Raw genomic sequence first — 20983 nt, forward strand, 5'->3', positions numbered from 1 at the left:
AATCCCCACTCCCCCGCCTATGGCACGTCCCCCCACAACGTTTTGCCACAAATTATCTACAATACGGTCACTCTTGCTTTACCCTTAGGGCTGCATGATTTCGATTAACCGTCATTTTGAGAGAGGAACAATGCCGCATAACGACAGGACTCCGTTGGCTCACCGCATCCATACACATCTATTTTCGGCTCTGCTGTTTATCACCCTCGCCATGTTCAGTGCCTTCAGCCACGCGGCTGAGGAGAAACCCGTTGCGGGCGATCAGCAAAAAGCCTCTTACGCCGCGCTGGCCGATATTCTTCAGGATGACAAAGCCCGCGCTGAACTGATTATGCACCTGCGTGAAGCCGCACGCGCTGAACCGGCAGCAGCAAACGCAGAAACCAAAATGAATGAACCGCAGGCCGAACAGCTATCGCTGATTGACCAGCTGGTGGATACCACTCAGCAGACGGCCTCCGGGATCATGAAGCGCGTGCAGGAATTGAAGAACACCATCAATTCCGGGCCTCAGCATCATTTTAATGCTGCGCGATTCTTCCCCGCGCTGGGCTATTTTCTGCTGACCGTCGCCGTGACCTTTGCATTTTTCCATCTGATCCGCCGGTTAATCGGCCCGCTGTACCTGCGCCTTGGCCGCTGGGGAAATCATGCCCGGATGAAAGAGACGCACTGGTACAAACTGCCCGCCAGCATCATCGGTGCGTTCGCAGTCGATCTTGGTATTTTGCTGCTGACCGTCGCCGCCGGTAATTTATTTGCCCAATACGTCAACGGCGGCAGCCCGCTGATTGCGCGGTTGCAGGCCTTATTCCTCAGTGCCTTCGCGGTGATCGAATTCTTCAAAGCCGTCCTGCGACTGATCTTTTCACCGAGCTTCGGTTATCTACGCCCTTTCCCGCTGGCTGACGTCACCGCCCGCTACTGGAATACCCGTCTGGCGTGGGTGAGCGGCCTGATCGGCTATGCGCTGATGGTCGGCGTGCCGGTGGTCGCCACACAAATCAACTACACCACCGCCGCCGTGGTGAATTTTGTGGTCATGCTGGCACTGACGATTTACGCCAGCTGGCTGATCCTGCATAACCGCCGCACCATCCATCATGAATTTAACCAGCTGGCCGAACGCTCGATGGCGTTTTTCAGCGTGATCCTGCGCGCCCTCGGCCACGTCTGGCACCTGCTGGCAGTCAGTTATTTCGTGGTGCTGTTCTTCCTTTCGCAGTTTGATTTCGCTGGTAGCCTGCGCTTTATGATGGCTGCGACCATTAAAAGTCTGGTGATTATCGGCCTCGGCGCGCTGATCTCCGGCCTGCTTTCGCGCTGGATCAGCCGCCGTATCACACTGCCTGACGACGTCAACCGCCGTTATCCGTTGCTGCAAAAACGCATTAATTCCTACATTCCGGCGGGTCTGAAAATCATCCGCGTGCTGGTAGTGCTGAGCGTGACGCTTTCTCTGCTAGATGCATGGCAGATCTTTAACCTCAACAAGTGGTTCATGACCGAAACCGGTGAGAAGGTGATTAGCAGTCTGGGGCATATGCTGTTTATTCTGTGCTTCGCGATTGTTGCCTGGACTCTGCTGGCCAGCGTCATCGAACACCGTCTGGCGCAGGAACTCAGTAACGGCGCGCGCCCGAGCGCCCGCGAGCGCACGTTGCTGACGCTGTTTCGCAACGTGCTGGCGATCGTGATTTGTACCATCACCATTATGATCATGCTGTCGCAGGTCGGGCTCAATATCGCCCCGCTGCTGGCCGGTGCCGGTGCGCTCGGTCTGGCAGTCAGCTTCGGCGCGCAAACGCTGGTAAAAGACGTGATCACCGGGATTTTCATCCAGTTCGAAAACGGCATGAATACCGGCGAATACGTCACGGTGATGGGCATCAGCGGCACCGTCGAGCGTATGACCATCCGCTCAATTGGCCTGCGCGACATTTACGGCGTCTATCACATTGTTCCTTACTCTTCGATCACCACGCTCTCCAACTACGAACGTGAGTTTGGCGTTTACCGCGCCAGTTATAACGTCAGCCGCGACGAAGACGTCGATGCCGCCAACGCCGTTCTGCGCGAGGCCGTCGAAGCGCTGAAGCAGGACGAAAACATCAAACCGCTGCTGCTCGGCGAACCGACCTATCAGGGCGTCGTGGGATTAGGCGATCAGTTCTTCACCCTGCGCGTGCTGGTGCGGACCAAAGCGCTGGAGCAATGGACGGTGCAGTATGCGCTTGACCGGTTGGTGAAGAATCACTTCGCGAAGGCGGGAATTGAGATGCCGAGGCAGGCAGTTCAGATTTATAAAGATGAAGCAGGTGCTGGTGCCAGCGAAGCCTTTCCGCTTGTTGGGCCTGAACGGTAAGGCATGAGGATATGTCGTTCTGCTCCTCCCCGTGCGAAGGGGGAGGAGCAGAACGTAATTAGTGCCTTGTCTGCCCCTGCTCCCTCGCGATCACCGAAAACTCCGCCATCATCCGCACCAGATCCTGCATCCCCAGATTCACCTGATTAATGACATCACCTGCATTGCGGCTAAGCGTAACACCGCCGCCAGCGCGGTTAACGCAGTTGCCCATGCCGTCAATCGCGGCCATTACGCCCTCGCGGATGTTCTGCGTAAGCTGGTCAATTTCAACGGCGGCTTTTCGGGACTGATCGGCCAGTGACCGGACTTCCCCGGCGACGACGGCGAAACCTCTGCCCTGCTCCCCGGCGTGGGCAGCTTCAATGGTGGCGTTGATAGCCAGCAGATTGGTTTGTGAGGAAATGCGCCGGATGGTATCCACCATCTCGCCGATGCGTTCGGATGTCTGGCCGAGCTGGCCGATGATGTCGGACGTGCGGCGTGCTAACGCCTCAACTTCCTGCATATCTTCCACCGCTTTTTGCACGATGGTGACACCTTCGGCAGCGGTTTTATCTGTGGTGAGAGAAAGCTCGTGAACGTGAGTCATCATGCTTTCCTGCTGACGCTGCTGAGTCATCTGGCTGGTGATGTCCTGCGCGATTTTGACCACTTTCAGTACTTTGCCATCGTCGTCTATCACCGGGTTATAACTTGCTTCCAGCCAGATGCTTTGCCCGCGGCCATTGATGCGTTCGAAACGTCCCAGAATAAACTCACCGTTCTTCAGACGTTGCCAGTGATTACGATAATCATGGGAATCACGATATGTCGGCATGCAAAACATCGAATGGGAATGACCTTTAATCTGTTGCAGAGAATAACCCATGACTTTGAGGAAGTTATTATTGGCGGAAATGATGTGACCATCTGGAGTAAAGGTAATGAGCGCCATGGAACGTTCAAGTGCCTGATAAATTCCATTGTGCTCGTGTGATTCATTAACCCTTTCAGAAACATCGCTGGCAATTTTAATTATTTCAGTGACTTTGCCTTGCTTATTTTTCACCGGAATATAGGTCGCTTCCAGCCAGAGGATGTTGCCGTTTTTATGCACCCGTTTAATATTCCCGCTGACCGACTTTCCCTGCCGAAGCCCTTCCCAGTGCAGCCGGTATGCATCACTGGCGACAAACTCCGGGGTGCAAAATATCCGGTGTGGCTGCCCGATGACTTCCTCCCGGCTGTAACCCATGCCGTTAAGGAACAAATCGTTGACTTCAAGGACTACGCCGTCTGTCGTGAAAGCGATCATAGGTACTGCCTGCTCAATTGCAGAGAATTTTTCACGCCATGCCGTACTAAATTGATGAGAGAATAATTGCATAGGACAGACACCCTGTGGCTGATAACGTGAATTAATGCGTAAACGCCATTAATTGAAATATAAACACGCGCTAAGTCCGCAGATTATTAGTGATATTGCTAATAAGCAGCGAAACATTAGTCTGACCCCTGGGTGGGTTTCAGGCAGGTACCAACACAATCAACAATGCTGTGATAATAAAATAACGCAAAGAATCATTACTTTGATAACTAATAAGCTTTTTTATAGTGAATTAAGCATAATTTAATCCACTCAAAAAGAAAGGGGGCGACCGGACTATTTTTCCAGCGCGCTCATGAACAGATGAACACGCTGGAATGTTTCATTTCACGTCGTGATCAGACTGACCAGCGTTTAATTGCCCAACTTTTTTGCTGCGATGGCGTCAGGAAGGTCCATGCGACAAAGCGGCTGATTTTGTTACCGTGGACCATTTCGATGGTCCGAATATCCGTTACGCCTTCTTCATTCAGCGCGTCATACAGCAACGGCAGCGTGGTTTTTTTAGAAACCAGCACGGTGTACCAGAAACAGTTCTGCGCTTTACCCGCGCTCTCTTCCGCCATGCGCGCCACAAAGGCTTCTTCGCCGCCTTCACACCACAGTTCGTTGTGCTGACCACCGAAGTTCAGTTCAGACGTGGCGCGGCGATCCAGACCGAGATTCTGACGCTTACGCTGGCTGCCTGATGCCGCATCCGCTGCCGAAGAGTGGAATGGCGGGTTGCACAACACGGCGTCGTAGCGCTCGTCGTGGCGGATAATGGTATCGAGAATACGCTGCGGTTTAGCCTGCAAACGGAAACGTACCTGATTGGTCAGCTGCGGGTTGGTCGCCACGATTTTCTTGGCAGCAGCCATAGAAACCGGGTCGATCTCACTGGCGGTAAAGCGCCAGCCATATTCGCGCAGGCCGATAATCGGGTAAATACAGTTCGCGCCAACGCCGATATCCAGCACGGAAATATCTTTACCCTGCGGAATATTGCCGTTGTTGCTGCTCGCCAGCAAATCGGCCAGATGGTGTACGTAATCCGCACGCCCCGGAATTGGCGGGCACAAATAATCCGCCGGAATATCCCAGTTTTCAATCTGATAGCAATCATGCAGCAATGCGCGGTTCAGCGCTTTGACTGCCTGCGCATTGGCGAAATCAACCGACAAATCGCCCCATTTGTTTTCAGTGACGAACGGCGCCAGGTCGGGATTGTTGGCAATCAGGGCCGGGAAATCATAGCGGCTGCGATGACGATTTCGCGGGTGAAGACCGCTTTTTTCCTGAGGGAAGACTTTCTTTTTTTCCACCTGAGTGACTCTCCGAAAAGGTGTGCGCGACGCATAAAACATGCGATGGGGCGTGGGATATTCATTTATTGCCGCACAAGATACCACAAACCGTCGCCGCCTGCCGGATGCTCACCGGCGGGGGCACATAAAAACCGCCAATCCACGCTCAAAATGGGTAATCTGCTATTCAGAAACTAAATCAATACATTGCCAGAGGAAAATCATGAACACTGATGATCGCTATTATTACGAACCCGCAGCCGGTCACGGTCTGCCGCACGACCCGCTCAATGCCATAGTGGGTCCGCGCCCGATCGGCTGGATTTCCTCACGCAATGCCGCAGGCCAGCGTAATCTCGCGCCCTACAGCTTCTTCAACTGTTTCAATTATCGTCCACCGATCATTGGTTTCGCCAGCAGCGGCTGGAAAGACAGCGTGGCGAATATCGTCGAAACCGGTGAATTCGTCTGGAACCTGACGACGCGGGCATTGGCGGTGAAAATGAATGAAAGCTCGGCTTCGCTGGAACGCGGTAACGACGAATTCGACTTCGCCGGTCTGACGCCGCAGCCGGGCAAAATCGTCGCTGCCGATCGCGTTCTGGAAAGCCCGGTGAATTTCGAATGTAAGCTGACGCAGTGCATTCAGTTGAAAACTGCGGCCGGTGGCGATATTGATACCTGGCTGGTGCTCGGTGAAGTTGTCGCCGTGCATATCGCCCCGCACTTACTGGTGGATGGCATCTATCAGACCGCCCTCGCCGAACCGGTCTTACGCGCCGGTGGCCCTTCCGCCTATTACGGGATTTCGGAAGAGCTACGCTTTGATTTAACCCGCCCCGACGCCCGCTGACCGCACCGGGACAATAAAAAAACCGCCGCCGGATTTCAGTCCGGCGGCGGTGTTTATTTTGAGGCTTTCAGGCGGTTACTTCGCCGGATAGTTCTGTTCAACGAAGTCCGCAAAATCCTGACACATCGCCTCGTCGCCATCGGCGCTGTCGGCCAGAATGCGTTTGCCGTCGATCACCCGGATATGCACGTTGAGGTCAAAATCCGCTTCCGGCTGTTCGCGTTTGGATGCTTCCCCGATGGTCAGCTGCGCGTCCTGCCACGCCGCATCGACAGTCTGATTGCACGCCTGCGCCAGATACGCCGGATTGAACCCTTCACCGGTCAGGCTGCGCAGCGTATCGTCGTGACTTACGCTATTGCCCGGCGTCCAGTAATGTTTCGCCAGATCGGGGCCGATCGCCGGATTATCGGTGAGATAGCCGTCGCGTTTGAGGAAGAACGCGCGAGTTTGCTCGACGGCCATCATCGCCAGCAGATACCCCTGATAAGAGCAGGCCGATTCCATCGACAGCAGATGCGGGATAGCCAGCGTTGGACGCGGGCTGCCGGTCACGCCGAGAATATGGGTTTCAATGTCACGCGCCAGCGCGATCATCGCTTCCGGCGTACGTTTTTCATCAGGCCACTGATACAGCTGCCATTCGAAATACGGCACCAGCAAAATGTGACGTTCGTTGAACGAACGCATCGGCTGGCGGGCTTCGATACTGGCGCGGATCAGTTCGTCCGGCACGGATTCACCGGCGGCATTCTTCGCATAACGCTTCAGCCAGTCGGCATCATCAAGCAGACTGTCGCAAAACATAGACTGCGTTTCGGCATAGGCCATCGACGTCGGTGGGAATTCCTGCGAGAAGCACGGCGCATTCTGGCGGATATTGGCGAAGTGCGCCGCGTGGCCGCCTTCATGGAACAGCGTATTCAGGCCACTGGCACCGCTGCCGATCTGGTCAGGTTTCGCCAGACTGGTAAAGTTGATCACCGCAGGCACCCACTTACCGTTATCAAAGAACGGTGGAACCGGGCCATGCATGAAGCCATTTTCGTATTTGCCTTCGCGCACCAGCAGATCCAGCTGCATATCCGCCCCGTTAAAACCAATATTCAGGCGCTTGAAGCTGTCAATCCAGCGACGCAGGGAATCGGCAAACGGGAAGTAAGGATCGAGCTGACGCGTGACGTCACCGGCGCTGGCAAAGCGGATGTTCCACGGCAGCAGCGCAGCATCGCCTTCGCGCGCGACCAGCTCATTCAGGCTGCGCGTATTACTTTCGCGGGTTTGCTCTTCGAAACGATCGAGGATGGCGAATAACTGTTCCGGCGTCATGCGCTCGGTTTTATTCACTTTATAGTCGAAATAGTTGCGGTAACCGAGCTGGCGCGCAAAACGGTTACGTAAACCAATCAGCTGCGGTAAGCCATTGTGCAGCAGCCACTCTTCCAGCTCACGCAACGCATTTTGCGAACTGCGACGGTAAGTTTCGTTTTCGTTGTTCGCCTGATTGGTCAGCAGCTCACCAAGCGAAGCGCTAACACGCTCGCCTTTGCTGTTGATATGCGTCATGCGGTACTGCTTACGCTTAGCAAACAACGCGGATTCGGCCTGAATAATTTCATCCAGCAACGCCTGCGCTTTGGGGTCTTCAATCACATTGCAGTCGAAGAAACTCAGCCAGCCGCGCAGGCCATGAAGCAGCGCCTCAACCTCTTTGTCGGACGGTTGGCTTTCGAGTTGTGCGATGACTGTGCGTAATTCCGCCGGGCGGGAAGGTTCGGCGATAAAGCGTTTGTAGGCGGTTTCGGCGGCGGAGAATGCTTCACTGACGTTGTCATCACCGATGCCCATATAGTTTTGCCAGAACAAATTTTCTTTGTCCTGATGAACTTTAAGGTAATCGTGGTTGAGGGCGTTAAGGTAGTCCTGAGCCTGTTTCATGCAATCTTCTCTGCTGAAAGTTAACGAGATTATGCATTGAGTGTATGTTTAAGCGGCGGTTCTGTCGATACGGCAAAACCGCGTTTAACCATCAGGCTTCAGTGGCAACCGATCAGTTCTTTTTAACGAACTCGGATTTGAGTTTCATCTGGCCAAAACCATCAATTTTGCAGTCGATGTTGTGATCGCCTTCGCAAAGGCGAATGCCTTTAACTTTGGTGCCGATCTTCAGCATTGAAGAACTGCCTTTCACTTTGAGATCTTTGATGACCGTAACGGAATCGCCATCAGCCAGGAGATTCCCGTTAGCATCGATAACTTTCAGCACGTCGTCTTCTGCGGCTGCGTCACCCGCCAAAGGCCAGACATGCCCACATTCAGGACAATTGAGCATATCGCCATCCTGCCATGTGAATTCGGACTTACAAGTTGGACAATTTGGTAACGTTTCCATAATAAAAGCTCCTATTATGCTTTTAAAAAAGCCATTTAAATCATGATTAAAATCCTTTAATAGGGGTATTTTAATCTTTAATCGCAAATTTTGATAGCGGGAAGAGGATTTACGGCAATATCCACCTGAAAACTGACCGCGCATTTTGCTCCTCACCCTTTGGAAAGAAGGAACTGCACGAGGTCCTGACCCTTGATTTTGAGTTTAGATCTTTTTGAACTTACTTATCCCATTTAATCCCTTGCTTAATCCCGCGAATATGTTAAAAATTTGCAATTAACAGATTACAGACGGCTAAACGTCTAACCCCCCATCCGTCTATATAAAAGGTTAATCCAAGCGTGAGTTCCTCCCTTCTTGAGATGCGCAATATCTCGATTTCATTTGCGGGTTTTCCCGCCCTGCGCCAGGTTGATTTCACGCTGGAAGGCGGCTCTGTCCACGCGTTAGTCGGCGCGAACGGTGCGGGTAAATCCACGTTAATGGCGGTGCTGTCTGGCACCCACGACCATTACACCGGGCAGGTCACCATTGACGGCCACCCGGTGAATATCAGGCTGCCGCATCAGGCCCGTGACCACGGAATTCACCTGGTGCAGCAGGAAGTGGACGTTGCACTGGTGCCGACGCTGAACGTCGCTGAAAACATTATGCTCGACAGGCTTTCTGAGCCGGGTCATTGGCATAACTGGTCGCAGCTTTATCTTCAGGCACAGCGACTGACCGCAGAACTCGGGCTGAATATCGATCTCCGCGCGCGGATTGAAAGCTGCACGCTGGCGGAGAAACAGCTGATTTTGCTGGCACGGGCGTTATCGCATAAGTGCCGGTTTCTGATCCTCGATGAACCGACCGCCCCGCTCGATCAGGCGGAAAGCGCGAGGCTGTTCGCGCTGGTGCGCAAGCTGAAAGCCGCAGGTATGGCTGTCGTATTTATCTCCCACCGAATCCACGAACTGCGTGATATCTGTGACCGCATGACCGTGCTGCGCGACGGGCGTCTGGTCAGCGATGACAGCATGGACGGCCTGAGCAACGAACACATCATTGAGAAAATGATCGGCCATCAGCTCGATGATATTTATCCACCGCGCCGCCCTGCGCACAGCGGTGAGACGCTGCTGCAAATCCAAGGCATGCACGACAGAGACAAACTGCGCGATATATCCCTGCGGCTGCATCGGGGCGAAATCCTTGGGATCGCCGGGCTTGCCGGAGCGGGGAAAACCGAACTGTGCAAAGCGCTGTTTGGCGCGACGCCGAGTCAGGTGGAAAGCGGTGAACTGAATGGCAAACCGTGGAAGCCGAAAGAACCGCACCTTTCGGTGGAACAGGGTCTGGCGTTAGTGCCGGAAGAACGACGCAAGGAAGGGATTTTTATCGATGAGGATATCCCGATGAACCTGAGCGTCACCGCCGACGACACCTTCTCGCGCTGGAGTATTTTTAACCGCCGCCAGTCGCTGTCGTGGGCGAAGGATATTATCAGCCGCTTAGGCATTCGCGCTTCCGGGCCGATGCAGAAGCTGGCGCGGCTTTCCGGCGGTAATCAGCAAAAAGTGGCCATCGGAAAATGGCTGCGCAGTGAGAGTCAGGTGTTGATCTTCGACGAACCGACCAAAGGCGTGGACATCAAAGCCAAAACGGACGTGTTCAGGCTGATTGACGGCCTGGCGCAACAGGGAAAAGGCATTATTTATGCTTCCGGTGAGTTCGCCGAACTGGTCGGTTTATGCGACCGCATTCTGGTCTTATGGGATGGCCGTATCGTGGCCGAACTGGATGCCGCAGACGTCGACGAAGAAACCTTATTAGTCTATTCAACCGGAGGAACACCCGCGTGAACAAAGCCGTGGTGAGTAAAGAAAGCGTACCCGAAGCCAGTCAGCCCTGGCGTCATCAGCTGTTCGAGTTTTTGTATAAATGGGGCATGTTGCTGACCGTGGTATTGCTGATCGCCGGTTTTGGCGTGGCATCGGACAACTTCCTCGAACCGTCGAATATCATCAATATTCTGCGCTCTATCGCCATCGTGACGGTGATTGCCATCGGCGTCTCGATTTCGCTTTCGGTCGGCGGGTTTGATTTATCGGTCGGTTCGACCGCCTCGCTGGCTAATGCGCTGGTGATTTCGATGTTCGTCTGGCACGGCTTTGGCACCACCGAAGCCATTCTGATCACGCTGGCGCTCTGCACGCTGGTCGGTCTGTTCAACGCTTTTCTGATCGTTATTCTGAAAATTCCCGACATGCTGGCCACGCTCGCCAGCCTGTTCGTGATTCAGGGCGCGGCGATGACCTACAGCTACGGCGGTTCGATTACCGAAAACATGGTGCTGCCAAGTGGCGACATGGCCGAAGGCGCAGTGCCGGCGGTGTTCAGCCTGCTCGGTCAGGTACCGGTGATCGTGATTGTCATGGCCGTCGTGACGGTCGCCGTCCAGCTGTTTATGTCGCTGACCAAGCATGGGCGCCGCATGTACGCCATCGGCGGAAATCCGCTGGCGGCACGTCTGGCAGGGATCCGCACGGCGCGTTATCGCGTCATCGCTTACGTGATTTCCTCGGTCCTCGCGGGCGCTGGCGGCATTTTGCTGGCATCACGCATTGGCTCATCCCAGGTGAACGCCGGTGGCGGTTATCTGATGGATGCGGTGGCTGCCGCGTATATCGGGTTCTCGCTGGCAGGATCCGGCAAGCCTAATGCGCTGGGGACGTTGCTGGGCGCGGTGATTTTGGGCGTTCTGTCTAACGGGCTGGTGATGTTATCTGTGCCGTATTATGCGATGGATATCATTAAGGGATTGGTGCTGGCGGTGGCGCTGACGCTGACCTACATTCAGAAACGATAAGCCATTCCGGCCAGCGAGGAAACGCCTTCCCTCGCTGGCCGGTCCCTTCTCCCTGGGTGACCCGAACTGCATACCCTCACAGGATTTTAAAGGGCAAAATTACAGAATCAGAAACTATCAATACTCTGAATTTACCACGACTTCTTCGCCATAGGCGCCTGCCTGCGGCAGAGGTTTATAGCTGGAGTTAGAGGCGCGCAGCACGCGGATACCTCTGGCGCCGGCAGCCTGCGCGGCGGTGATGTCATTGTCGGAGTCACCGTAGAAAATCTTGATTTGCTTGTCTTTCAGCCACTGCGTTTTAGTGTTCTGCCCGGCTTTGTCACCCGCGAAAATCACCGGATTCACTTTGTCTTGTGGGATCTGGAAATCCTCCTGCAAGGTTTTCGTGACCGTTTCGGTTTTCGTTTCGCTGCGTCCGGTCACGAAGTAGATGCTGTCACCACGTTTGAGATGCATCGCAATCAGACTTTTGGCCACTTCTTTTGGCATGCTGAACTCATCCCAGCCATTGTTCATCTTTTCCCAGAACTGCGGATTTTTCAGGTAATCCTGTTTGCCCGGCGAAAATTCCAGCTGGCCGCGGTAGAAACCCGGCGAGGAGAACAGCACGGTGTCATCGATATCAAAACCTACCGCAACAGGCGCGCGCCCGTTAAGGCTGTTTTCGATCTGCGCGACGGACACCCAGTGAACCGGTGACTGCTGCGCGAGTTGCGCCACGTTGACGCCAGGATAGAGCGGCGCAGGGGCGGACTCTTTGGCCATAGCGGAGTGATTGAGGCTGAGCAGCAGGCAAATGGCACTCAGTGCCAGTGTGGTTTTACGCATCATGATCCCTTTTTTATGCTTATTAATCTTGAAGATAAAGTGGAGCAACTGGTCAAAAATCTTACCGAACATACCTGCGTATATTTCAGAGTGAAAGGGTTTTCTCGGCGGGTGTCATAGGAAAAGATGATGATCACACTTTAGGGGAGAATCGTCTGACTTATTGCCGCAGAGCATCAGACGCTTCATTCAAACAAGATTATGCGGCCTATACTTATTCCCTATTGTTTCGAGTTTTAACTCTCTTATATACAAACGGAAAGGAACAGGTATGCCTCAATTACAATCCGAAAACCGCCGCATCGTACTGGCGTCACGCCCTCACGGTAAGCCCGTTGACGATAACTTCCGTCTCGAAAAAGCCCCTTTACCGCAGGCCAAACACGGCCAGCTTTTACTGCGCACCGTATGGCTTTCACTCGACCCGTACATGCGCGGTCGCATGAGCGATGCGCCCTCTTACGCCGCGCCGGTTCAAATTGATGATGTGATGACCGGCGGCGCGGTGTCCCGCGTGGTGGAATCTCACAGCCCGGACTTTAAAACCGGCGATATGGTGGTCGGCAGTACCGGCTGGCAGGAATACTCGGTGGCCGATGCCAATACCGTGAAAAAGCTGGAAGGCGCAGCGCTCAAACAACCTTCACTGGCGCTGGGCGTGCTTGGAATGCCGGGCTTCACCGCCTTTATGGGGCTGCTGGATATTGGTGAACCTAAACCCGGTGAAACGCTGGTCGTGGCCGCCGCAACCGGCCCGGTCGGTTCACTGGTCGGACAGATAGGTAAGATCAAAGGCTGTCGCGTTGTGGGTATTGCCGGGGGCGAAGAAAAATGCCGTTACGCAGTCGAACATTTTGGTTTTGACGAATGTCTGGATCACCGCGCCCCCGATCTGGATAAGCGCCTGAAAGACGCCTGCCCGGACGGTATCGACGTGTATTTTGAAAACGTCGGCGGTGCGGTCTTCGACGCCGTGCTGCCGTTGCTCAATACCAAAGCGCGTATTCCGGTGTGCGGTTTGGTCTCGCAGTACAACGCTACCGGCCTGAACGACGGCCCGGATCGCCTTTCTCTGCTGACCGGGACTATCCTTAAGAAACGAATGCGTATGCAGGGCTTCATCATTTTTGATGATTATGGTCACCGTTATCCCGAATTCGCCAAACAGATGAGTGAATGGTTTGAAGACGGAAAAGTGAAGTTCCGCGAACATGTGGTTGAAGGTCTGGAAAACGCGCCGCAGGCATTCTTCGGACTGCTTGAGGGGAAAAACTTCGGCAAACTGGTTGTCCGTGTCGGGCAGGATTGACAGCTGATAACGACGCTTTGTTCACGTCCACAGGAGGTAACATGAAATTACTGATTGTATTGACATCGCACGATAAACTCGGCGAAACCGGTAAGAAAACCGGCTTCTGGCTGGAAGAATTCACTGCACCCTATTACGAATTTCTGGATGCGGGCGCGACCCTGACGCTGGCTTCGCCGAAAGGCGGTCAGCCGCCGCTGGATCCGAAAAGCGATGAACCGGATGCACAGACCGAAACCACCGACCGTTTCCGTAAAGATAAGGACGCGCAGCACGCGCTGGCAAACACCTTGAAACTGGCAGAGGTGAAAGCCGATGATTTCGATGCGGTGTTTTATCCGGGCGGTCACGGTCCATTGTGGGATCTGGCAGAAGATGCACATTCTATCGCATTAATTCAGGCTTTCTGGAAAGCGGGCAAACCGGTATCAACGGTCTGCCATGCGCCGGGCGTTTTGCGCAATGTGCTGCTGGAAGACGGTACGCCGCTGGTGAAAGATAAACGCGTCACCGGGTTTAGCAACAGCGAGGAAGACGGCGTAGGTCTGACCGACATCGTGCCGTTCCTGGTTGAAGATGAGCTGAAAAAACATGGCGGCGATTACAGTAAAGCGGCCGACTGGCATCCGTATGCGGTGACCGACGGCAAACTTATCACCGGTCAGAATCCGGCCTCTTCCACCGCCGTCGCGAAAGCGTTGCTGAAAATGCTGGGCGGAGGCGAAGTCGCCAAGTAATCTGGCTGATCACAACACACCATCAGATGAGGGTTTTATGGCATTTACACTGACCAGCAACGATCTGCGCGACGGCGAGAAAATGCCGGAAACGCAGGTCTTTAACGGAATGGGCTACACCGGCGAGAATCTGTCGCCACATCTGGCCTGGTCCGGCGCACCGGAAGGCACCAAAAGTTTTGTGATAACCGTCTATGACCCGGATGCGCCTACCGGCTCCGGCTGGTGGCACTGGGGTGTCGCCAATATTCCTGCTGATGTGACCGAACTGCCGCAGGGTGCGGGCTCGGGTAAAGGCGGTTTACCTGCCGGTGCAGTGCAGACCCGCACTGACTTTGGCAAAGCCGGATATGGCGGTGCCGCACCTCCGCAGGGCGAACATCACCACTATCATTTCACCGTATATGCCCTTGATGTTGAGCAGCTTGAAGTCAATGAAGAAGCCAGCGGTGCCTATCTCGGCTTCAATGTGCATTTCCATACGCTCGGCAAAGCATCACTGACAGTGATATATAGCTGATTCCTGTGGTATAAAAGAACCAGAAAAGGTGGTCAGTTTTGCTGACCACCGTTTTTTTATTGCGGCCTTCGTCGCGACATTGAAAAAAAGAATAAATGTTCTTCATCTAGGAGTCAGTCACAGTGAAAATTTCCACCCTGTCGCGCGCGTGCGCCGTGTTGTCTGCCGGCCTGTTTCTGGCGGCATGTAGCAGCAGCCATGAAGGCAAATCGAGCCAGGTTGCTCCCGGCACCGCGTCCTTGCCCGTGTTAACTGCGGACGAAGCGGCCAACTTTACAGCGAAAAAATATCTGGCCTTTGGCGGCCCTTCTTTGCAGGTTCAGCAACAGAGCTGGTTCCCGAAACTGGTCAGCACTGACGGTGTGAAAACTGACTTCGTGGTCGGCCCGCAGTTAGGCACCGACGGCGCAGCCTATTCCAGCGTGCAACTGGCGGTCAACGCGGCGCTGGCCGTGCGTAACCACGGTGAACGCATCTTCATCAAAATCCTGCCAGGGACTTACACCGGTGCGGTTTACATTCCTGCAGGTTCTCCGCCAGTGACCTTATTTGGCGCGGGCAACAGCTCCGCTGACGTGACGCTGTCTCAGGGTCTGGAAGCGGCCAGCACACCAGCCACCTACCGTTCTACCGTCAGCCCTAATGGCCAGTTCCTGCCAGGCGACCGCGCGAACTATATGTTCCGGAACTGTGCGACGCAGACCACTGAAACCATCGGTACCGGTTGTTCTGCTACCGTCTGGTCACAGAGCAACGGCCTGCAACTGCAAAACCTGACCATCGGTAACGCCCTGCTCGATACCGTTGACGCGGGCGATCACTCCGCCGTGGCACTGCGTACTGATGGCGATAACGTGGTTATCGACAACGTGCGTCTGATTGGCCGTCAGAATACCTTTATGGTCAACACGGCCAACATCCATAACGAAACCGATAACAAACGCTATAGCCGCGCTTATGTGCACAACAGCCTGATCGTCGGCGATGTGGATTACGTGTTTGGCCGTGCCGTGGCGGTCTTCGACCATGTTGAATTCCACACTGTCAGCAGCCGTGGCGTGAAAGAAGCGTCCATCTTTGCGCCGAACACTCCGGCGAACGCAGCATACGGTTTCCTGGTCACCGACAGCAATCTGACCGGCGACCGTGGTTTCGAGCAAGCCGCGAAAGCCAAAATGGGCCGCGCATGGGATATTGAGGGTGCCAGCAGCCAACTGGTGATCCGCGACAGCAACTTCGATAACAGCTACGACCAGATGAACCCGTGGGGCGCAGCGGCGTTCTCAGGCCGTCCGTTCGCCGGCAACGTACCGAAAGATGAAAAACAGCAGCGCGACCTGAACGATCCTAACTTCAACCGCCTGTGGCAGTACAACAACGTGCTGACTCAGCCAGCGAAGTAATGACGAAAAGATAAATAATAATGTTAAACCGCCGTTAAACGGCGGTTTTTTATTTGTGTGAATATAAACCCTTATCTGAAGTCATAAGAGCGCAATCGCTAAATCAACTCATTATTTCTATTTTGAATATCAGGAATAGCATTGATCATGTTATTGTTGAATGAATAATTAAAGGAAGGTTTTTGACCAAGGATTGTTAAACATGAAATTACTATTAAATATGTTATTGCTGTTTTCCATTTGCTTATCTTATGAATCGTTGGCTTATACCAAACCTGGGGTTTATTCTGTCAATAATACGGGGCTGTCTCTGTTATCGGCTAATAGTGGATCTTCTAAAATGGATGAGTTCGAGTGCCAGGACTGTGGGAAATTCATGCGTGTCAGAATTATGGGTACTGATCCACAACCGCAACTGTCTCATTACAAGGATGAAGAAGTCATTGCATACATAACGAGCCCGGCCTGGAAAAATGAATTTCATAAATTTTTGAAGGGATTTTTACAGGCGGATAAAAACACTGACTTTGTTATTCATACCGTACGAAAAGGTTCTATCGCGGGACATAATGCGATTAAAACGGTGGTGACACGAAAAACAAAAGGCAACAGAGCTTATACATCTCATATATGGTTAACCTATTCAAAAGGGAGACTGTACGGTTTTGGTGTCTTATATTTCCCCGGGCAATTTACCGGCAATTCGGTGACGCGCTTCAATCAAATGTTCGCGTCATTTAAAACACTGTAATTTTATCCTCCTTAATAAAGGGTTTCTTTCAACAAACAGAAACCCTGATATTTATAGCGACACTGCAACGCATAATATAGACCCTGATACGTGTCACATATCGGGTTAATTACCTTGCCTCGTTCCCCAATCTGAACACCGATACCGTGCGTTCCAGATTCACCGCTTGTTCGTCAAGCGATGCCGCTGCACTGGCCGATTGCTGCACCAGTGCCGAGTTTTGCTGGGTGACGGTATCCATTTCCGCTACGGCCTGCGCAATCTGGCTAATCCCGCGGCTTTGTTCGTCCGATGCCGATGCGATTTCATGAATGATCTGGGTGACATGGCGCACGGAACCAACGATGTCTTCCATGGTGTCTCCGGCTTTGGCCACCAGCTGTGAGCCGTTGTTCACATTGACCACTGATTTCTGGATCAGCCCTTCAATCTCTTTCGCCGCCTGCCCGCTGCGCTGTGCCAGGCTGCGCACTTCGCTGGCAACAACGGCAAATCCGCGCCCCTGCTCACCCGCTCTGGCGGCTTCGACGGCCGCATTCAGCGCCAGAATGTTGGTCTGAAACGCGATACCGTTGATCACGGTTGTGATTTCAGAAATCTGCTTCGAACTCACCGCAATTTCTTTCATCACACCCACCACGTCGCTGACCAGTTTGCCTCCGCGTGCGGCGGTGTTTGCGGCATCGGATGCCAGCTGGCTGGCCTGCGTGGCATTGTCCGCATTTTGTTTAACCGTAGAAGTCAGCTGTTCCATGCTGGCAGCGGTCTGGCCTAGCGCAGCCGCTTGTTCTTCGGTACGCGCAGAGAGATCAATATTCCCCGCTGCAATCTCGCTGGAGGCACGCGTCACCTGCGTCACCCCTTCGCGAATATTACCAATGATGCCGTGCAGATTTTTATTCATGCCTTCAATGGCGCGGCTTAACTGGCCAACCTCATCAAAACTGTGGCTGGTGACGTGCATCGATAAATCACCAGCGGCAATGCGTTCTGCCGTCGCTAACGTCCGGCGCAGCGGCAGGGTCAGCTGACGAGTCATGCGCCATGAAATCAAAGCACCGGCAATAATGGTCGCGATAACGATGCCTACCATTTCCCTGATGGTCTGACTGACTTCACGATGAGTGTTGGCGATTTCGTGATCAAGCATGGTGTTGGAGGCGGAGGTCAGCGCCAGCCCGGCAGCGGCGAGTTGGGCAGCAATCTCTTTCTGGTCGCTTCCGACCGGAGGATTCAAGGTTTGCTGCCAGCTCTCGCGATAACGGCGGATGTTTTCCGGCATCGCTTCTTCCAGTGGAAGATCACGGGCATCCCACGAATAGGCGGCGACATCCGTCAGCCTCGCTTCCAGCTTATCCAGCGCCTGTGCGTTCTCTTCCACAAATTTAGGGTCTTTGGTCGCCATATAGGACAGGCGGGAAAATTTCGCGCTGCTCAGCAGATCGTTAACGGTTTTAAGCAGCGTCACTTTTTCTGCCCGCTCATTGATGTTGGTCAGATGGTAAATGCCGGATACGGCAACGAGTGAACCCAGCAGCAGAACCAGCGCAAAACCGGCACCGAGTTTATTAGCGATAGTGGCGTGGCGAACCTGGCCAGCGATCCCTGAAAGTACGTTCATTTTCTTCTCCCTGATTTCCAAAATGGACTGACTCTGATAGTGGCGAAGCCACTTAAGAATGAGTGAATAACGGGAGAGTTATCGACCGGATAGGCACAATATTTAGAGGGGAATGAAAATAAGTCTTAACAATGGCACGGGATGCTCAGGAAACAAAAAAGCCCCTAATACAGGGGCTTGATCATTATTACGGGGTGGGATTATTCATTAATATCAAACCAATCATTAAGTTCGTTAATTAATGATTCTGTTATCCACGAATTTCCAGAATGCTCACCCACATCGGACCTTTACCTACGTTGTAGGTGTTAAGCGTCGTCAGTTGACCGTTTTCAGGATTAATTTTCGCGACTTCAATAGCGTCAGACTTCTGACCGGCGGTAATAACAAACTTGCCGGTGTGATCGATATTGAACCCGCGCGGCTGCGTTTGCGTGGCGTGATGTCCCACCAGTTCAAGCACACTGCCATCTTCGGACACGGTCAGCACGGAGATCAGGCTGGCGGTACGATCAGACGCATACAGGAATTTGCCGTCAGGCGTGATGTGCAGATCGGCTGCCCAACAGGTGCCAGTAAAATCGGCAGGCATAATGCCCAGCGTTTGCACCTGACGGTATTCGCCGCTGGTGACGTCTTTCTGATACACATCCACGCTGCTGTTCAGCTCATTTACGCAGTAAGCGAAATGATGATTTGGGTGGAAGGCCATGTGGCGCGGACCGGCACCTTCGACAGTGCGCAGTTCGGCAGAATCATGCGGCGTGGCTTCACCGTTGACGCTGAAATCGAACTGACGAATACGGTCTTCTTTCAGCGCGGGGATCATCAGCAACTGGTTGGTCGGATCGATATTGGCAGAGTGCGGTGCCTGTATATTTTCCAGAACCTGGGTATGAGCAAGTGCGTGGCCCTGCTCGTCCAGCGGATGAATGCTGACGTTATTGAAGCTGTAGGAAGCCGAGAAAACAAAGCGCCCCTGAAGATCGATCCCCAGATGCGTCGGACTGCCCGGCAGCGGAGCCATCGACGCTTCTTCGAGTTTACCTTCGTTATCGATACGGTAAGTGAGAACGCCGAACGCAGGACGCACACCCACATACAGACGGTGGCCGTCAGGATGGATAACCATCGGCTGAACTTGTCCCGGCACTTCCACGGTTTGCAGCAGGCTCAGTTCACCATTGTCCGCCAGACGAAATGCGTGGATTTGCTGGCTATCAGGGCTGGCAACGTAGACAACTTGCTTCATCACAACTCCTTATTAAATCTCATTAGATTTGAAAGCGTAGTTCAGGATAACCCAACAACCCCAAACCCTCCACGCCCTAAATAAACCGGGGAGCCGACAAGGCATTCACTGCACCACGTCTGGCGGGTTTGAAGGTTTAATTAGCAGGCTTAACACGGTAACATGGTGATAATTTCTTCGATCCTCTCACTTTATGATGGACTGACCATGACTTATCGCATTATCGCACTCGATCTCGACGGTACGCTGCTCGACCGTCAAAAACGTATCCTGCCTGAATCCCTGTCCGCGCTGGCCGATGCCCGTGCTCAGGGTATCAAAGTGGTCATCGTCACCGGGCGTCATCACGTGGCGATCCATCCGTTTTATCAGGCCTTACAGCTCGATACACCGGCTATCTGTTGTAACGGAACGTATCTTTATGATTATCAGGCACGTAAGGTACTGACGTCCGATCCCATGGATAAAGTGAAGGCCAAAAAAGTGGTCGATTTGCTCGAGTATCACGGCATTCATGGCCTGCTGTATGTCGATGACGCGATGCTTTATCAGCAACCGAGCGGCCATGTCAGCCGTTCAATCGCCTGGGGCGAAACGTTGCCGGAAGGCCAGCGCCCGAACATCGTGCAGGTCAACAGCCTGCGTGACGCGGCCGACGATGCGCACTCCGTGTGGAAATTTGCCACGTCGCATCAGGATCTCAATGCGCTGCATACTTTTGCCGCGCAGGTGGAAAACGAACTGGGTCTGGCCTGCGAATGGTCATGGCACGATCAGGTTGACGTCGCCAAGGGTGGCAACAGCAAAGGCCGTCGTTTACAGGAGTGGGTCGAATCTCAGGGTATGAGTATGCAGGACGTGATCGCCTTTGGGGATAATTTCAACGATCTGAGCATGCTGGAAAACGTCGGGTTAGGCGTGGCAATGGGCAATGCGGTAGATGCCATTAAAGAGCGCGCCGCGCTGGTGATTGGCGATCATGAAACGCCGGGCATCGCGGACGTTATCCGCAGTAAAGTGCTGAGCTGATGAGGTCATAAAAGAAAACGCCCTCTTCTGTCATTGAGGAAGGCGTTTTGTAGGACAATCCAGAGGTATCGTCATTCCGCCTTTTTCTTTTCCGCCCTGACGCATCGCGGAATTGAACGGTGATTTTCGTCGAAATAACGGCTTGGCCAGATCGCTGAAGGCGGCATACCCAACGCCTGGGCGATAATCTTCTCACCCTTTGCCCACGGGCGGGCCAGTGCGTTGGATAGCGTTGACGATCCTAAACCGGCTTCACGTGAGACTGCAGCCAGCGTGGTTTTCCTTTTGCGCAACCCGGCAATGATGTCCGCCGGATGCCAGTCATTTTCCATTTTCATCGTTCTTCCTTTTGTTGTCGGTACTGCCTTTGAAATGAGGTCTACTCTTTCCAGTAACATCGTTCAGTAACTCTAA

At 53.5% G+C, this 20983-nt stretch carries 18 protein-coding genes; 10 read left to right on the plus strand and 8 right to left on the minus strand.

What is annotated here, in order from left to right; all coding sequences use genetic code 11:
• The first annotated feature begins 154 nt into the window (after positions 1 to 154).
• Positions 155 to 2365: a mechanosensitive channel protein gene (ybiO, locus tag TU92_RS09600; protein WP_244207741.1), complete on the plus strand. Its 2211-nt coding sequence runs from the start codon at positions 155 to 157 to the stop codon at positions 2363 to 2365.
• Between the two features lie 58 nt (positions 2366 to 2423).
• Here the strand turns inward: ybiO and TU92_RS09605 are convergent, their stop codons facing one another.
• Both TU92_RS09605 and rlmF read right to left on the minus strand, forming a co-directional pair.
• Complete coding sequence (locus TU92_RS09605) at positions 2424 to 3734, minus strand: methyl-accepting chemotaxis protein (RefSeq protein WP_112166578.1); 1311 nt, start codon at positions 3732 to 3734, stop codon at positions 2424 to 2426.
• Between the two features lie 338 nt (positions 3735 to 4072).
• The gene (gene rlmF, locus TU92_RS09610) at positions 4073 to 5038 is read right to left on the minus strand and encodes a 23S rRNA (adenine(1618)-N(6))-methyltransferase RlmF (RefSeq protein WP_112166580.1); all 966 of its coding nucleotides are present in this window, start codon (positions 5036 to 5038) and stop codon (positions 4073 to 4075) included.
• Between the two features lie 205 nt (positions 5039 to 5243).
• Here rlmF and TU92_RS09615 point away from each other — a divergent pair, with 205 nt between their 5' ends.
• Positions 5244 to 5873, plus strand: a complete 630-nt coding sequence (locus tag TU92_RS09615; protein ID WP_112166582.1) for a flavin reductase family protein — start codon at positions 5244 to 5246, stop codon at positions 5871 to 5873.
• A 75-nt stretch (positions 5874 to 5948) separates the two neighbouring features.
• On the opposite strand, the gene TU92_RS09620 is transcribed toward TU92_RS09615, so the two are convergent.
• On the minus strand, positions 5949 to 7811 hold the full coding sequence (locus TU92_RS09620) for a M3 family metallopeptidase (RefSeq protein ID WP_112166584.1): 1863 nt from the start codon (positions 7809 to 7811) through the stop codon (positions 5949 to 5951).
• Positions 7812 to 7923: 112 nt separating this feature from the next.
• Positions 7924 to 8265, minus strand: a complete 342-nt coding sequence (locus tag TU92_RS09625) for a zinc ribbon domain-containing protein YjdM (RefSeq protein ID WP_112166586.1) — start codon at positions 8263 to 8265, stop codon at positions 7924 to 7926.
• Positions 8266 to 8627: 362 nt separating this feature from the next.
• Here TU92_RS09625 and TU92_RS09630 point away from each other — a divergent pair, with 362 nt between their 5' ends.
• Complete coding sequence (locus TU92_RS09630; RefSeq protein ID WP_112166588.1) at positions 8628 to 10109, plus strand: sugar ABC transporter ATP-binding protein; 1482 nt, start codon at positions 8628 to 8630, stop codon at positions 10107 to 10109.
• Between the two features lie 8 nt (positions 10110 to 10117).
• Complete coding sequence (locus TU92_RS09635; protein WP_425272535.1) at positions 10118 to 11116, plus strand: ABC transporter permease; 999 nt, start codon at positions 10118 to 10120, stop codon at positions 11114 to 11116.
• Positions 11117 to 11233: 117 nt separating this feature from the next.
• Here the strand turns inward: TU92_RS09635 and aphA are convergent, their stop codons facing one another.
• The gene (gene aphA / locus TU92_RS09640; protein WP_112166677.1) at positions 11234 to 11947 is read right to left on the minus strand and encodes an acid phosphatase AphA; all 714 of its coding nucleotides are present in this window, start codon (positions 11945 to 11947) and stop codon (positions 11234 to 11236) included.
• Positions 11948 to 12218: 271 nt separating this feature from the next.
• On the opposite strand from aphA, the gene TU92_RS09645 reads away from it, so the two are divergent.
• The 5 genes from TU92_RS09645 to TU92_RS09665 all read left to right on the plus strand — a co-directional run bounded on the left by TU92_RS09645 (position 12219) and on the right by TU92_RS09665 (position 16667).
• Positions 12219 to 13256 carry an NADP-dependent oxidoreductase gene (locus TU92_RS09645; protein ID WP_112166590.1) on the plus strand — a complete coding sequence of 346 codons (1038 nt, stop codon included), beginning with the start codon at positions 12219 to 12221 and terminating at the stop codon, positions 13254 to 13256.
• A gap of 41 nt (positions 13257 to 13297) precedes the next feature.
• Positions 13298 to 13993 carry a type 1 glutamine amidotransferase domain-containing protein gene (locus TU92_RS09650; protein ID WP_112166592.1) on the plus strand — a complete coding sequence of 232 codons (696 nt, stop codon included), beginning with the start codon at positions 13298 to 13300 and terminating at the stop codon, positions 13991 to 13993.
• 37 nt (positions 13994 to 14030) lie between these two features.
• Positions 14031 to 14513, plus strand: coding sequence for a kinase inhibitor (locus tag TU92_RS09655; protein WP_112166595.1), 483 nt, complete (start codon positions 14031 to 14033; stop codon positions 14511 to 14513).
• Between the two features lie 122 nt (positions 14514 to 14635).
• Positions 14636 to 15916, plus strand: coding sequence for a putative acyl-CoA thioester hydrolase (locus TU92_RS09660; protein ID WP_112166597.1), 1281 nt, complete (start codon positions 14636 to 14638; stop codon positions 15914 to 15916).
• A 202-nt stretch (positions 15917 to 16118) separates the two neighbouring features.
• Entirely contained in the window at positions 16119 to 16667 is a 549-nt protein-coding gene (locus TU92_RS09665; RefSeq protein WP_112166599.1) for a hypothetical protein, read from the plus strand.
• A gap of 109 nt (positions 16668 to 16776) precedes the next feature.
• On the opposite strand, the gene TU92_RS09670 is transcribed toward TU92_RS09665, so the two are convergent.
• Positions 16777 to 18288: a methyl-accepting chemotaxis protein gene (locus tag TU92_RS09670; RefSeq protein ID WP_112166601.1), complete on the minus strand. Its 1512-nt coding sequence runs from the start codon at positions 18286 to 18288 to the stop codon at positions 16777 to 16779.
• Between the two features lie 250 nt (positions 18289 to 18538).
• Entirely contained in the window at positions 18539 to 19540 is a 1002-nt protein-coding gene (pgl, locus tag TU92_RS09675) for a 6-phosphogluconolactonase (protein WP_112166603.1), read from the minus strand.
• A 207-nt stretch (positions 19541 to 19747) separates the two neighbouring features.
• Between pgl and TU92_RS09680 the strand changes: the two genes are divergently transcribed.
• The gene (locus tag TU92_RS09680) at positions 19748 to 20569 is read left to right on the plus strand and encodes a pyridoxal phosphatase (protein ID WP_112166605.1); all 822 of its coding nucleotides are present in this window, start codon (positions 19748 to 19750) and stop codon (positions 20567 to 20569) included.
• Positions 20570 to 20640: 71 nt separating this feature from the next.
• On the opposite strand, the gene TU92_RS09685 is transcribed toward TU92_RS09680, so the two are convergent.
• Entirely contained in the window at positions 20641 to 20901 is a 261-nt protein-coding gene (locus TU92_RS09685) for a helix-turn-helix domain-containing protein (RefSeq protein WP_112166679.1), read from the minus strand.
• Between the last annotated feature and the right edge of the window lie 82 nt (positions 20902 to 20983).

This window comes from Rahnella inusitata (assembly GCF_003263515.1).
GTDB lineage: Bacteria > Pseudomonadota > Gammaproteobacteria > Enterobacterales > Enterobacteriaceae > Rahnella > Rahnella inusitata.

Coding starts and splice junctions, on each gene's coding strand:
- TU92_RS09605 (WP_112166578.1), bottom strand. CDS start 3,734: ATGCAATTATTCTCTCATCAATTTAGTACGGCATGGCGTGAAAAATTC.
- TU92_RS09615 (WP_112166582.1), top strand. CDS start 5,244: ATGAACACTGATGATCGCTATTATTACGAACCCGCAGCCGGTCACGGT.
- TU92_RS09620 (WP_112166584.1), bottom strand. CDS start 7,811: ATGAAACAGGCTCAGGACTACCTTAACGCCCTCAACCACGATTACCTT.
- TU92_RS09625 (WP_112166586.1), bottom strand. CDS start 8,265: ATGGAAACGTTACCAAATTGTCCAACTTGTAAGTCCGAATTCACATGG.
- TU92_RS09630 (WP_112166588.1), top strand. CDS start 8,628: ATGCGCAATATCTCGATTTCATTTGCGGGTTTTCCCGCCCTGCGCCAG.
- aphA (WP_112166677.1), bottom strand. CDS start 11,947: ATGCGTAAAACCACACTGGCACTGAGTGCCATTTGCCTGCTGCTCAGC.
- TU92_RS09645 (WP_112166590.1), top strand. CDS start 12,219: ATGCCTCAATTACAATCCGAAAACCGCCGCATCGTACTGGCGTCACGC.
- TU92_RS09650 (WP_112166592.1), top strand. CDS start 13,298: ATGAAATTACTGATTGTATTGACATCGCACGATAAACTCGGCGAAACC.
- TU92_RS09655 (WP_112166595.1), top strand. CDS start 14,031: ATGGCATTTACACTGACCAGCAACGATCTGCGCGACGGCGAGAAAATG.
- TU92_RS09665 (WP_112166599.1), top strand. CDS start 16,119: ATGAAATTACTATTAAATATGTTATTGCTGTTTTCCATTTGCTTATCT.
- TU92_RS09670 (WP_112166601.1), bottom strand. CDS start 18,288: ATGAACGTACTTTCAGGGATCGCTGGCCAGGTTCGCCACGCCACTATC.
- pgl (WP_112166603.1), bottom strand. CDS start 19,540: ATGAAGCAAGTTGTCTACGTTGCCAGCCCTGATAGCCAGCAAATCCAC.
- TU92_RS09680 (WP_112166605.1), top strand. CDS start 19,748: ATGACTTATCGCATTATCGCACTCGATCTCGACGGTACGCTGCTCGAC.
- TU92_RS09685 (WP_112166679.1), bottom strand. CDS start 20,901: ATGGAAAATGACTGGCATCCGGCGGACATCATTGCCGGGTTGCGCAAA.